Source organism: Variovorax sp. KBW07 (assembly GCF_003852515.1).
GTDB lineage: Bacteria > Pseudomonadota > Gammaproteobacteria > Burkholderiales > Burkholderiaceae_C > Variovorax.
On the sequence record NZ_QAJK01000055.1, the window covers coordinates 1 to 12,966 of the forward strand.

Annotated in this window: 13 protein-coding genes; 2 read left to right on the forward strand and 11 right to left on the reverse strand. The window is 66.3% G+C overall.

What is annotated here, in order from left to right; genetic code table 11:
- Positions 1-58: 58 nt before the first annotated feature.
- The 9 genes from DBV14_RS12820 to DBV14_RS12860 all read right to left on the reverse strand — a co-directional run bounded on the left by DBV14_RS12820 (position 59) and on the right by DBV14_RS12860 (position 9,363).
- Positions 59-937 (reverse strand): sugar phosphate isomerase/epimerase, encoded by an 879-nt coding sequence (locus DBV14_RS12820; RefSeq protein WP_124459561.1) that lies wholly within the window; start codon positions 935-937, stop codon positions 59-61.
- Positions 938-945: 8 nt separating this feature from the next.
- On the reverse strand, positions 946-2,133 hold the full coding sequence (locus DBV14_RS12825; protein ID WP_124459562.1) for a dihydrodipicolinate synthase family protein: 1,188 nt from the start codon (positions 2,131-2,133) through the stop codon (positions 946-948).
- Positions 2,134-2,149: 16 nt separating this feature from the next.
- Complete coding sequence (locus DBV14_RS12830) at positions 2,150-3,313, reverse strand: Gfo/Idh/MocA family protein (protein ID WP_124459563.1); 1,164 nt, start codon at positions 3,311-3,313, stop codon at positions 2,150-2,152.
- 55 nt (positions 3,314-3,368) lie between these two features.
- On the reverse strand, positions 3,369-4,799 hold the full coding sequence (locus tag DBV14_RS12835; protein WP_124459564.1) for an enolase C-terminal domain-like protein: 1,431 nt from the start codon (positions 4,797-4,799) through the stop codon (positions 3,369-3,371).
- A 9-nt stretch (positions 4,800-4,808) separates the two neighbouring features.
- Positions 4,809-5,588: an ABC transporter ATP-binding protein gene (locus DBV14_RS12840; protein WP_124459565.1), complete on the reverse strand. Its 780-nt coding sequence runs from the start codon at positions 5,586-5,588 to the stop codon at positions 4,809-4,811.
- Positions 5,589-5,663: 75 nt separating this feature from the next.
- Positions 5,664-6,677, reverse strand: a complete 1,014-nt coding sequence (locus DBV14_RS12845) for an ABC transporter substrate-binding protein (RefSeq protein WP_124459566.1) — start codon at positions 6,675-6,677, stop codon at positions 5,664-5,666.
- A gap of 47 nt (positions 6,678-6,724) precedes the next feature.
- On the reverse strand, positions 6,725-7,498 hold the full coding sequence (locus DBV14_RS12850; protein ID WP_124459567.1) for an ABC transporter permease: 774 nt from the start codon (positions 7,496-7,498) through the stop codon (positions 6,725-6,727).
- A 40-nt stretch (positions 7,499-7,538) separates the two neighbouring features.
- Positions 7,539-8,531 carry a tripartite tricarboxylate transporter substrate binding protein gene (locus DBV14_RS12855; RefSeq protein ID WP_124459568.1) on the reverse strand — a complete coding sequence of 331 codons (993 nt, stop codon included), beginning with the start codon at positions 8,529-8,531 and terminating at the stop codon, positions 7,539-7,541.
- Between the two features lie 163 nt (positions 8,532-8,694).
- A complete protein-coding gene (locus DBV14_RS12860) occupies positions 8,695-9,363 on the reverse strand; it encodes a TetR/AcrR family transcriptional regulator (RefSeq protein ID WP_124459569.1) in 669 nt (222 codons plus the stop codon).
- Positions 9,364-9,457: 94 nt separating this feature from the next.
- On the opposite strand from DBV14_RS12860, the gene DBV14_RS12865 reads away from it, so the two are divergent.
- Positions 9,458-11,197, forward strand: a complete 1,740-nt coding sequence (locus tag DBV14_RS12865) for a thiamine pyrophosphate-binding protein (protein WP_124459570.1) — start codon at positions 9,458-9,460, stop codon at positions 11,195-11,197.
- Here the strand turns inward: DBV14_RS12865 and DBV14_RS12870 are convergent.
- On the reverse strand, positions 11,148-11,456 hold the full coding sequence (locus tag DBV14_RS12870) for a hypothetical protein (RefSeq protein ID WP_124459571.1): 309 nt from the start codon (positions 11,454-11,456) through the stop codon (positions 11,148-11,150). The two genes, DBV14_RS12865 and DBV14_RS12870, sit on opposite strands and share 50 nt — an antisense overlap.
- A gap of 127 nt (positions 11,457-11,583) precedes the next feature.
- Between DBV14_RS12870 and DBV14_RS12875 the strand changes: the two genes are divergently transcribed.
- Entirely contained in the window at positions 11,584-12,363 is a 780-nt protein-coding gene (locus tag DBV14_RS12875; protein WP_124459572.1) for a helix-turn-helix domain-containing protein, read from the forward strand.
- A gap of 40 nt (positions 12,364-12,403) precedes the next feature.
- Here the strand turns inward: DBV14_RS12875 and DBV14_RS12880 are convergent, their stop codons facing one another.
- Positions 12,404-12,853, reverse strand: coding sequence for an SWIB/MDM2 domain-containing protein (locus tag DBV14_RS12880; protein ID WP_124459573.1), 450 nt, complete (start codon positions 12,851-12,853; stop codon positions 12,404-12,406).
- Positions 12,854-12,966: the final 113 nt, after the last annotated feature.

Consider the following 12,966-nt stretch of genomic DNA (forward strand, 5'->3'; position numbering starts at 1 on the left):
GTCAGTCGCACAAGCCCTGAATGAACCCGTCCCCGAACGCAAGCGCCCGTACCGAAAACTAGACAGCCCGCTTGTGCCGCTCGATACAAACGTCAAGCGTTTCAGCACCAGAGCGCTGCCACCAGTCGAGGTTCGAAAAGATCTCGACCTCGCTGAAGCCGGCAAAACCCGCGTCTTCCACCCACCCGCGAATCTTCTTCAACTCGACCACGCCGTCACCCATCATCCCGCGATCGCTCAGCAGGTCGCGCGTCGGAGTCAGCCAGTCGCAGACGTGATACGCCAGCAGCCGTTCACGCCCGGCGCGGGCGATCTGCTGCTGCAGCTTCGGGTCCCACCACACGTGATAGATGTCCAGCGCCACGCCCAGCATGCCGCTCTTGCCTGCGTCGAGTTCGTCGCACACGTCCAGCGCATGTTCCAGCGTGTTGATGCATGCGCGGTCGGCCGCCTGCATCGGGTGCAACGGCTCGATGGCCAGCGGCATGCCGACTTCGCGGGCGTATTCCAGCGATGCCGCGATGCCGTCGCGCACTTCGCCGCGTGCACGGGCGATGTCCTTGTAGGCCGGCTTGCCTTCCAGCGCGCCTGGCAGCGCGCCGACCACCAGCACCACGCAGGGCGCGTTCAGCGTCTTCGCTTCGTCGATGGCACGGCGGTTGTCGTCCAGGGCGACTTTCAGGCCCGGTGCGTCGGCCGCCGGGAAGAAGCCGCCGCGGCAGTAGCCCGAGAGGCCGATGCCGTGCGCCTTCAGCTGCCTGGCCACCTTGTCGAGCCCGACCGCCGCCACCTGGTCGCGCCAGGGGCTGATCGCGCGGATGCCGCGTTCGGCGCATTGGTCGATGATGCGGTCGAGCGGCACTTCGGCGCCCAGTTGCTTGCGCACCGTGGCGGTGTTGATCGACAGCCAGTCGTGGTTCTGCGAGAAGTCGCGCATGCGTGCTCTCAGTCTTCCACGCCGTGCAGCGCCAGCAGCGTCTTCATGCGCCGCACCGCCAGCTCCGGCTGCTCCAGCAGGTTGGCCGCATCGGCCAGCCGGAACAGTTCGGCGAAGTGCTGCAGCGAACGCGTGCTCTGCTGGCCGCCCACCATCGTGAAGTGCTTCTGGTGGCCGTTGAGCCAGGCCATGAACACCACGCCCGTCTTGTAGAAGCGCGTGGGCGCCGCGAAGATGTGGCGCGACAGCGGCACCGTCGGGCCGAGGATGGCGTGGAACTTCTCGGTGTTGCCCTGGGCCAGCGCGCCCAATGCGGCGCTCGCGGCGGGCGCGATGGCGTCGAAGATGCCCAGCAGCGCGTCGCTCTTGCCGTGCATCGGCTCGCTGCCGAAACCGTCGCCGGCAATCAGCTCTGCGTAGTTGAAGTCATCGCCTGTGTACATGCGAACGCCCGTCGGAAGACGGCGCCGCATCGCGATTTCCTTGTCCTTGTCGAGCAGCGAAATCTTGATGCCGTCGACCTTGTCCGGGTGCGCCGCGATGATGCCGAGCGCGGTGTCCATGGCCGCATCGACATCCTTCGTGCCCCAGTAGCCCGCGAGTGCGGGGTCGAACATGTCGCCCAGCCAGTGCAGCACCACGGGCTGCTTCGCCTGGCTCAGGATGCGGTCGTACACGCGCTCGTAGTCGGCGGGGCTTTTTGCCACGCGGGCCAGTGCGCGGCTGGCCATCACGATCAGCTTGCCGCCCAGCGCCTCGATGGCGGCCATCTGCTCTTCGTAGCCGCGGATCACGTCGTCGACGGTCTTCACGTCGTCGAGCTCCAGGTGGTCGGTGCCGCAGCCCGAAGCCACCAGCGCACCGGGCACGTCCTTGGCGGCATCGAGCGAGCGGCGGATCAGCTCCAGCGATGTGGGCCAGTCCAGGCCCATGCCGCGCTGCGCGGTGTCCATGGCCTCGGCCACGCCCAGGCCCAACGAGAACAGGTGGCGGCGGTAGGCGATGGTGGTGTCCCAGTCGACCGCGCATTGCAGCCACGGGTCGATGGCGGCGAGCGGGTCGGCCACGACGTGCGCGGCCGAGTAGGCGATGCGGTTGAACTTGACGCCCGCATCGGGCTTGACCGGCGCGGTGCCGCGCAGGGCGTAGGGCGCGAGCGCGCCGCTCGCGGTGGGGAGGGTCAGCGAAAGAGCCATGGCTGCCTGCTCTTCCTCAGACCTTCAGCGCGGGCACGTCGACCCAGCGCCGGTCTTTCCACGACTCGAGCGCGGCCTCGACCAGCTGCACGCCCTTGGCACCTTCGGGCAGCGTCCACTTGTAGGGCTCGTTCTCGACCACGTGGCGAATGAAGTGCTCCCACTGGATCTTGAAGCCGTTGTCGTAGACCTGCGAGTCCGGAATTTCCTGCCACTGGTCGAAGAAATTCATCATCTGCTTCTCGTCGGGGTTCCACACCGGGCGCGGCGTGGCCACGCGCGACTGGGCGCGGCAGCTCGACAGGCCGGCAACGGCGGAGCCATCGGTGCCATCGACGTGGAAGGTCACGAGGTCGTCGCGGCGCACGCGCGTGACCCAGCTCATGTTGATCTGCGCGATGACCGGCTCGCCGTTGTGGCCCGTCAGTTCGCAGGTGGCGTAGGCCGCGTCGTCGGCGGTGGCCTCGTACGGCTTGCCGGCTTCGTCCCAGCGCTTGGGAATGTGGGTGGCGCCAATGCACGAGACCGACTTCACCTCGCCGAACAGGTTGTCCAGCACGTAGCGCCAGTGGCACATCATGTCCAGGATCATGCCGCCGCCGTCTTCCTTGCGGTAGTTCCAGCTGGGGCGCTGGATGGGCTGCAGGTCACCCTCGAACACCCAGTAGCCGAACTCCAGGCGCACGCTGAGCATGCGGCCGAAGAAGCCGGCGCGGCGCAGCATGTCGAGCTTGCGCAGGCCGGGCAGGAACAGCTTGTCTTGCACCGCGCCGTGCTTCAGGCCCGAGCCTTCGGCCAGGCGGGCGATTTCGACGGCTTCGTTCAGGTTGGTTGCAATCGGCTTCTCGCAGTAGACATGCTTGCCGGCGCGGATGGCCTTGGCCAGCAGCGTGGGGCGCATCTGCGTGGTGCCGGCGTCGAAGAAGATGGTGTCTTCCTTGTTCTCCAGCGCCTTGTCGAGGTCGGTGCCCCAGCGCGAGATGTTGTGGGCCTTGGCGAGCGCTTCCATCTTCTCGGCATTGCGGCCGATGAGGATCGGGTCGGGCATGACCTTGTCGCCGTTCGACAGCGTCACGCCGCCTTGCGCACGAATCGCGCAGATGGAGCGGATCAGATGCTGGTTCATGCCCATGCGGCCGGTGACGCCGTGCATGATGATTCCGAGACGTTGGGTGGCCATCGTTTTCTTCCTTGAGATGCGAGAGAGAGACAGAGAGAGGAATCGAAGCGGTGCTTCAGTAGACGGAACGCATGGCGTCCCACGAAATGCCGGCGCCGGGTTTGCCGGTGGCAAAGCCGGGCGCGGTGGCAAGCGAGGACAGGTCGAGCTGTCCATCGCGGATGGCGAGGCGCACTGCGCCGTCGCTCAGTTCGTACAGGCCCGGATGGGCACGCAGCAGCGCCTGCTGCTCGGCCTCGGGCGCGGCCGCAAGGCCGTTGACGTAGTGATGGCCGTTGCGCTCCACATGCGAGAGCCCGAGCCAGGCGACCAGTGCCAGGTCTTGCTGCACGCCGATGCCGGCCTGCATGGTCAGGTCTTCGCCCGAGAGGAAATAGCGCGAGGTGTTTGCCGCCGCGTTCCACTGCGCGCAGCGCGCCGCGTTGACGACCGACTTGTAGAAGCCCTTGCAGCTCTTGCTCGACACGCCGGTGTAGCCCAGCGCACGGGCCTGCACGAAGGCGTCGAGCGTGGCGTCCGATTCGTCGATGAGCAGGGGAATGCGCTTGCCCAGTGCGGACACGTCGCGCTGCAGGGCCGCGTCGCGGCGGATCGGCTGTTCGACGAAGACGGTCTTCTGCGCCAGCTTCCACAGCACGGGCGTGGACAGCATGCGGTCCAGGAAGACGGCGAATTCATCGGCATCGGCGTACTGCTCGTTGCCATCCAGCGTGACCAGCTGGGCGTGGCCGTCGATCACGTGGGCGATGCGCTGGAGCCGGTCGATGTCTTGCGCGGTGTTCCCGCAGAGCTTCAGCTTGAAGTGCGTGAGGCCGTAGCGGCGCACGGCTGCGGCCAGCGTGGCGGGCATGCCGTCAGCGGGCGCGTCGGGCAGCGCATCGCCGTCGTCGATGGCATCGGCCAGGCCGACGGTGTGGCGCGCCGCGATGCGCGCGCGCGGTGAGTGGCTGGCCAGGAACGCGGGCATGTCGAAACCGCCAAGGTCGTCGGCCAGGCCGCTGCCGGCGATGTCGATGCCGCTCAGGTTGCCGCTCATCGCCGTGGCAAAGCCCACGCCGGCATGCAGGCACAGCGCATCGAGCAGCGCGCGGTCGATCAGCGCGGGGCCATAGCTCGCCACCAGCGGCTGCAGGCCCTTGGCCTTGGCGCGCGCCTGCAGCGCGGCGTAGTTCGAGGCGAAGTGGGTCCACGCGGTCTGCGCATCGGGCTCGGCGGTGTAGGCCTCGCGCGCATCGCGCAGGGCGAATCGCAACTGCTCGAAGTTCTGCTCATGGGTGAGCGCCGGGTTCTTGTCGAACCACTTGGGCACCATCATTTCCGCCGCGCAGCCTTCGGCCGTGCGCCCGTCCGCCGTGCGGATGCGGGCCTTCACGTAGACCTGCGGGCAGGCCGTGACGGTGGCTGCGCCGAAGCGGAACGGCAGCCGCAGCGTGACGTTGCGCTCGGCGAAGCGAATCTCTTCGACGTGAAAGCGGGTGGCATCCATGGGGCGCTTTCAGTGGTCCAGGATGCCCTGCGAGAAGAAGTGCGCGCGCACGAGCTTCGTGTACGCGCCGAACTCGGCCGAAGCCATCATGTCGAGCGTGCGCGGGCGCGGCAGCTCGATGTCGTACACCGCCGCGATGGAGCCAGGCCGCTCGCTCATGACGATCACGCGGTCCGACAGGAAGATGGCTTCGGGAATGCTGTGGGTGATGAGCATCACGGTCTTCTTGGAGGCCATCCAGATGCGCTGCAGCTCGAGGTTCATCTTCTCGCGCGTCATTGCGTCGAGCGCGCCGAAGGGCTCGTCCATCAGCAGCACGGACGGATCGTGCAGCAGCGCGCGGCAGATCGATGCGCGTTGCTGCATGCCGCCCGACAGCTGCCACGGGTATTTGCCCTCGAAGCCTTTCAGGCCGGCCATGGCCATCAGTTCGCGTGCCCGTGCTTGCGACGCGGCCTTGGGCATGTGGCGCATTTCCGCCTGCAGCAGGATGTTGTCTTCCACGCTGCGCCAGGGCAGCAGCACGGCGCTCTGGAACACGATGCCCACGTCTTTCTGCGGACCGTCGATGGGCTTGCCTGCCAGCGTGAGGCTGCCGCCGCTGATGGGCAGCAGGCCCGCCACCATCTTGAGCAGCGTGCTCTTGCCGCAGCCCGACGGGCCGACGACCGAGACGAACTCGCCTTCGCGGATGGCGAAATCGAGCGGCTTGAGCGACTCGACCGGGCCGTCCTTGCTCTTGTACGTTTTCGAGACGCCGCGCGCTTCGATCAGGTTGACTTGGGACATGGAGTGCGTGAAAGGTGGCAGCAGCGAGCGCGCGGATTCTTCGGGAGCGATCAGGAGATCAGAGCGATGAGGCGATCAGTTCGGCAGGAAGTCGAGCGTGACGTAGTCCTCGGGCTTGCCACGCGTGGAGGCGTCCATGCCGCCGTACTGCACCAGCAGGTCGAGCGAGTCGCTGACGTTCTTCATGGTCACGCGGTAGGGGCGCTGGTTGGCCGTTTCCTTGGTGTGATACAGCGCCACGCTCTGCTTCATGCCGACGATCAGCGTGTCGCGCACGCCGGCCTTGGGGTTGGCCTTGAGCATGTCGTCGACGGCGGCGTCGGGGCTCTTCTCGGCGGCTTCGGCGGCCTTGGTCGAGGCGCGCATGAAGCGCTTCACCAGGTCGGGGTTCTCGGTCAGCAGGTTCTTGTTGGTGATGATCCCGGAGCTGATCTGGTTGACGCCCGAGTCGGCGAAGCGGATCGGCGTCACGGGCTTGCCGGTGGCGTCCTGCAGCTTGATGGCCTGGTCCATCACGTAGCCCAGCAGCAGGTCGGCCTGGCCGTTGGTGACGGCATTGAGCTTGGTCTGGCCGTCGCCCGAGACGATCTTCACCTGGTCGGGCTTGATGTTGTTGACCTTCAGGAACAGCGGCCACATCTGCGACATCGAATCGCCGGGCGTCACGGCCACGGTCTTGCCGATGATGTCCTTGGGCGTCTTGATGTTCTTCTCGGTGAAGCCCATGACCGACATCGGGCTCACCTGGAACAGCACACCTGTCGACTTGAGCGGCGCGCCCTTGGCGGCGGCCTTGATCATGGTGGTGACGTCGATGTAGCCGAAGGTGGCCGATTTGGCGGCCACCGCCTGCGCGGTGACGGCGGAGCCGCGGCCTTCCTGGATGTCGAGGTCGATGCCTTCCTCGGCATAGAAGCCTTTTTCCTTGCCGAGGAAGAAGGGCGCGTGCTCGCTGTACAGGTACCAGTTGAGCATCAGCGTGACCTTGTCCTTGGGCTTGTCGCCCTGGGCATGGGCGGGCGCAACGGCAAGGGCAGTGAGTGCCGCAACGGCCGAGATGGCGAGCAGCGAGGGAAGCAGTTTCTTCATGGTCTTGTCTCCGGGAGTTTTGTTGATATGCAGAAGGAACCAGGAACTCAGTGCACGTGGCGCTGCGAGGCGTGCCACGGAATCATCACGCGCTCGACCAGGTCGACCGCGACAAAAAGGATCACGCCGATGCTCGACAGCACCACCAGCGCAGCGAACATCAGCGGCAGGTCGAAGTTGCCGTTGGCCACTTGCAGCACATAGCCGATGCCCGAGTTGGAGCCGACGAATTCACCGACCACCGCGCCCACCACGGCCAGCGTGACCGACACCTTCAGGCCGCTGAAGATCTGTGGCAGGGCCTGCGGCAGGCTGATCTTGAAGAAGGTCTGCAGGCGGCTCGCGCCCATCGAGCGCGACAGGTCGAGCATGTCGGGCTCGACCGACTTGAAGCCCATCACGGTCGACACCACCACCGGGAAAAAGCCGAGCAGGAAGGCGCTGATCACCTTCGGGAAGATGCCGAAGCCGAACCACACCACGAACAACGGCGCGATGGCCACCTTGGGGATGCTCTGCGAGAACACCAGCAGCGGGTACACGTACGACTCGACGACGCGCGAGTACGCAATGACCATGGCCATCGGAATGCCGATGAGGATCGTCAGGCCGAAGCCGCCCAGCGTGGCGAGCGTGGTCTTCCAGCTTTCGCTCAGCAGGCGCGGCCATTCGGCGACGAGCTGCTTGACCACTTCCCACGGCGGCGGAATCAGGTAGGCCGGAATCTTGAACAGGCGGATCGCCAGGTCCCACAGCACCAGCAACAACAGGATCAGGATGAACGGCCGCAGTGCGGGAGAGAGCAGGAGCTTGCGGAGCATGGCGGCGACCCGGGGCTTTCTTGGCTGGCTTGCGTGTTGTTTACTGCTGGACCGACAGGCCGGCGGCCTTCACGAGCTGGGCGTTGCTGGCGATCTCGTCCTTGATGTAGGCGTCGAACTGCTCGGGCTTGAGCGTCCAGGCGTCGGCGCCGAGCTTGAGGAAGCGCTCCTTCACCTCGGGCGAGGCCAGGGCCTTGGCCACTTCGTCGTGCAGGCGGTTGACGATGTCGCGCGGGGTCTTGGCGGGCGCCATCATTCCGATCCAGAAGTTGAACTCGGAGCCGGGCACGCCGGCCTCGGTGGTGGTGGGCACATGGGGCAGGGCGGCGGCGCGCTTGGGCGAACCGACGGCCAGCGCCAGCAGCTGGCCTTCCTTGATCTGGCCGATGACCGGGGCAATGGGCGAGAAGTAGTAGTCGACGCGGCCCGAGAGCACCTCGGTCACGGCCTCGCCCGATCCCTTGAAGGGAATGTTGGTGGCATCGATTTTTGCGGCCATCTTGAACTTCTCGGCGTTCAGGTGCGTGGCGCTGCCCTGGCCGGCCGAGGCGAAGTTCATGCTGCCGGGCTTGGCGCGCGCGGCGGCCAGCAACTGCGGCAGCGTCTTGATGTTCTTCGTGGGCGAGATGACCAGCGCGTTGGGCAGCGACGAGATCGGCGTGACGCCAGCGAAGTCGTGCACCGTGTCGAACGGCAGCTTGGCGAAGGTCGAAGGGCTCACCGTGTGCGACGACGAATGGATCATGACCGTGTAGCCGTCGGGCGCGGCCGTGGCCACCGCCTGCTGGCCGATGGTGCCGCTGGCGCCGCCGCGGTTGTCGATCACCAGCACCTGGCCCATGCTGGTGCCCATCTTGTCGGCGATGGCGCGGGCAATGATGTCGGTGGTGCTGCCCGCCGCGAACGGAACGATCACGCGGATCGGCTTGGTGGGGTAGCCGTTCTGCGCGAAGGCCTGGCCCGGCAGCAGGGCGGCCAGGCTGGTGAGCGCCGCGAGTGCGGTCACGGCGGTGGTGCGTGCAAGTTGCTTCATGGATGTCTCCGCGCGGTCGGGCCGCTTTCTTGGTTCGATCAATTCACCAATAAGTGAATTAGCGATTTTAGAAAGGCCCGCGCCGCAGCGTCAACCGCCGTTGCCTAGTAAATACCCGAGGGGGAGAGGGAGGCGCCGGAAGGCGCCGAAGCGGCCTGCCGGCTCAGTGAAGGACGTAGCCCAGCACCAGGTCGGTCATGTGCGAGAGGCGTTGCGCCATCGCCTTGGGGGCGCGCAGGTCGCGCCCGAAGATGGCCGACAGCGTGTGGTTGTTCGAGAGGTAGAAGTAGCAGAGCGAGGCAATGGAGATGTACAGCTGCACCGGATCGACGCCCGCGCGGAACAGGTTGTCTTTCTTGCCGCGCTCCAGCACGGTGTCGAGCAGTTGGACCAGCGGCGAGTTCATTTCCTGGATGCGGTCGGAGCGCTTCAGGTGCGAGGCGCCGTGCAGGTTTTCGCTGTTGAGCAGCGTGATGAACTCGGGGTGCTCCAGGTAGTAGTGCCAGGTGAACGAGACCAACTGGCGAATGGCCTCGACCGGATCGATCTCGTCGAGGTGCAGCCGCTGCTCGGCTTCGCGGATGTCGGCGTAGGTGCGCTCCAGCACCGCGAGGAACAGGTCGTCCTTGCTGCCGAAGTAGTAGTAGATGAGGCGCTTATTCAGGCCCGCGCGCTCCGCGATGCTGTCCATGCGCGCGCCGGCCAGGCCGCGTGCGGCGAATTCGTCGCGCGCCGACGCGAGGATGGCGAGCTGCGAACGGTCGGCATCGCGCGAACGGGGTTCGGGCGGCGCTTCGAGCGCTTCGGCGACGGAATCCTTGGAGGCCTTCATGGCGCGAATTTAACCAATTGGGGAATTAACGCAAGGCGTGAAGGGCGGGCGCACATAATTGCCAGAGACATTTGCAGCTGAGGTTCGACTTCTCATGAGTACATCACAACCCGCGGGCCACCTGATCGTCGAGTGCCTGATCGCACAAGGCGTGGAGATCGCGTTCGGCGTGCCGGGCGAAAGCTTCCTGGCGGTGCTCGACGGCTTTCATGCGTACGGGGACCGCGCGCGCTTCATCGTGAACCGGCAAGAAGGCGGCGCGGCCTTCATGGCCGAGGCGCACGGCAAGCTCACCGGGCGGCCGGGCGTGTGCTTCGTGACGCGCGGTCCGGGCGCGACCAATGCATCGATCGGCGTGCACAACGCCTTCCAGGACTCGACGCCGATGGTGCTGTTCGTGGGCGATGTCGGCAGCGACTTCCGCGACCGCGAGGCCTTCCAGGAGGTCGACTACGGCAGCTTCTTCGGCCCGAGCACCAAGGGTTTTGCCAAGCGCGTGGAGCGCATCGACGATGCGGACCGCATTCCCGAGTACGTGGCGCGCGCCTTCTCCACGGCCATGAACGGGCGGCCGGGGCCGGTGGTGCTGGTGCTGCCCGAGGACATGCTGCGTTCGGAAACTTCAGCGCGGCCCTTGCCGCGCGTGGAGGCGGTGCAGCCGTGGAGCGACCCCGGCGCGCTGCGCACCTTGCGCGAGCTGCTGCTGAAGTCGCGGCGGCCGTTGGTGATTGCCGGCGGCGGTGGCTGGACGACGCAGGCCGCGCAGGCGCTGCAGCGCTTTGCCGAGAACTGGCGCCTGCCGGTGACCAACGCCTTCCGCTACCAGGACACTTTCGACAACCACCATCCGCTGTATGCGGGCGACGTCGGCATTGCCATCAACCCGAAGCTTGCGCAGCGCGTGAAGGATGCGGACCTGATCCTTGCGATCGGGCCGCGCCTGGGCGAGATGACGACGGGCGGCTACACGCTGCTCGAAGCGCCCAAGGCGAAGCAGGTGCTGGTGCACATCCATGCGAGCGCGGAAGAACTGAACCGCGTCTACCAGGCCGACCTGGCGATCAACGCGGGCATGAGCGCGGCGGCGCGCAGCCTGGAAGTGCTGAGCGCGCCCAACACGCTGCCGTGGGAAGAGTGGACCGCGCAGGCGCATGCGGACTACGAGGCCCACTGCGAGCCGCAGGCACTGGCGGGCATGCCGGCGGAAACGCCGCGCGGCGCGGTCGACATGGCGGCCGTGGTGGCGCTGCTGCAAAAGCACCTGCCGCCGGACTCGGCCATTACCAATGGCGCCGGCAACTTCGCAAGCTGGGTGCACCGGTACTTCCGCTATCACGGGCTCACGAAGGGGCACAAGACGCAGTTGGCGCCGACCAGTGGCGCGATGGGCTATGGCGTGCCGGCCGGCATTGCCGCGAACCTGGCGACCGGGCGCGTGGCTTTCACGATTGCGGGCGACGGCGATTTTTTGATGACGGGGCAGGAGCTGGCGACGGCCGCGCAGCACGGCGGCAAGAGCATCATCGTGCTGCTGAACAACGGCATGTTCGGCACCATCCGCATGCACCAGGAGCGCGAGTACCCCGAGCGAACCAGTGGCACGGCGCTGCGCAACCCCGATTTCTGCGGGCTCGCGCGCGCCTACGGCTATGCCGCCGAACGCGTGACCGAGACGGCGCAGTTCGAGGCCGCGCTGCTGCGCGCGCTGGCGGCCGATACCGGCACGCTGATCGAGATTCCGCTCGACCCCGAGGTGATCACCACGCGCGGCACGCTGGCGTCGATCACTCGCGCGGCGAAGCAGCAGCAACAACAACAGCAGGCGAAGGGCTGAGCGCCGCGCGATGACGGGCCACCTCGTCGCGAAGGGCGGGCGAGCGCAGCTCGAACACGTCGAACAGCCCCAGCGCTTCGAGGGCCGGCAGCAGCGAGACCAGGTCGCGCTCGGCCGCCTGCCGTGCATCCGCGGTGGCGTTCGGGTCTTGCAGCACCTGCGCGTTGACGAGAAAGGCGCCGACCGATCCCTTGCGAAGGGTGAGGCCGTTCCTGACGACGAAGTCCTGTCCGTCGGGCAATACATCCTGGGCTTGCATGAGCGTTCCTTTTCTGAAGGCGTTGTGAAGATGGACTCGATGCTAGGCAGCAGGGCGATGCGGGTCTTGCGGAGCGGGGCCAATCGATACCGCGCGCGGGCCATATCGCGTGAAGGCGGGACGCTGCATGGCCGCTGAAACGCCGGTGAGGCTCTGGATCAACGCCTACGAGGCGCCGCGCGTCACGGGCTACCACGCCCATGACGATGGGCAGTTGTTCGCCTTGCGCGCCGGCCTGCAGGTCATCGAGACGCCTTCGGGGCGCTGGGTGCAGCCACCGGGCTGGATCGGCTGGATTGCGCCGCGCTGCGCGCATGCGGCGCAGAGCTTCGGCGCCACCGCGGGATGGAGCCTGCACATCGATGCGTCGATGGCGACGGCGTTGCCCGATGGGCCCCACGTGTTCGCGGTCACGCCGCTGATGCAGGGGCTGGTCGACCGCATGACCTCCCTCGATGCATCGTCGGAGGCCCTCGAGGCGCGCCGCGGCCATCTGGTCACCGTGCTGGTCGACGAACTTGCCGCGAGCCGAAAGCCATCGCTGCACCTGCCGATGCCGCAGGACAAGCGCCTGGCCGCAATGGCCTCGGCGCTGGCCAACGAACCGGCGCTGGCCGACACCATCGACCAGTGGGCCGATCGCATCGGCATGGCGCGCAGGACGCTCACGCGCCGCTTTGCCACGGAGACGGGCCTGAGCTTTGCGCAATGGCGCCAGCAGGCGCGCTTGCTGAAGGCGGTGGAGTTGCTGAGCCTGGGCGAGCCGGTGACGGCGGTGGCGCTGACGGTCGGCTACAGCTCGGTGAGCGCCTTCATCGAGACCTTCCGCAAGCACTTCGGTCGCACGCCGGCGCGCTTCTTCGACGAAGAGGCGGCCTTGCCGCGGGCGAAAAAAAAGCCCGCATGAAGCGGGCTTTTTGACTCAGGAGCACGAGGCCCCCGAACGCTTACTTGACGTGCTTGCCAATCAGCGCGGCCAGTTCGAACATCGAGACCTGGGCCTTGCCGAAGATTTCCTTCAGCTTGGCGTCGGCGTTGATGTTGCGCTTGTTGGCCTTGTCTTGAAGGTTGTTCTTCTTGATGTAGTCCCACAGCTTGCTCACGACAGCGGTACGCGGCAGCGGCGTCGAGCCGACCACAGCGGCCAGTGCCGGGCTGGGGGTCAGGGCCTTCATGAACGCGGCGTTGGGCGTGCGCTTCTTGGCGGGAGCGGCCTTCTTTGCGGGAGCGGCCTTCTTTGCAGGAGCAGCCTTCTTCGCCGGTGCAGCCTTCTTTGCAGGAGCCGCAGCCTTCTTTGCGGGAGCAGCGGCCTTCTTTGCCGGTGCAGCCTTCTTCGCAGGAGCCGCAGCCTTCTTTGCCGGAGCTTTCTTGGCCGGAGCCTTCTTTGCAGTTGCCATGGTTGATTTCCTTTTTTGGTTAAACACTCACCAATGAAAAACTTGCGTCTCCAGTGGCAATGCGGATGCTAAATGAGAAAAAACGCGTTTCCAAGGGAAAAAGCGCTTTTTTC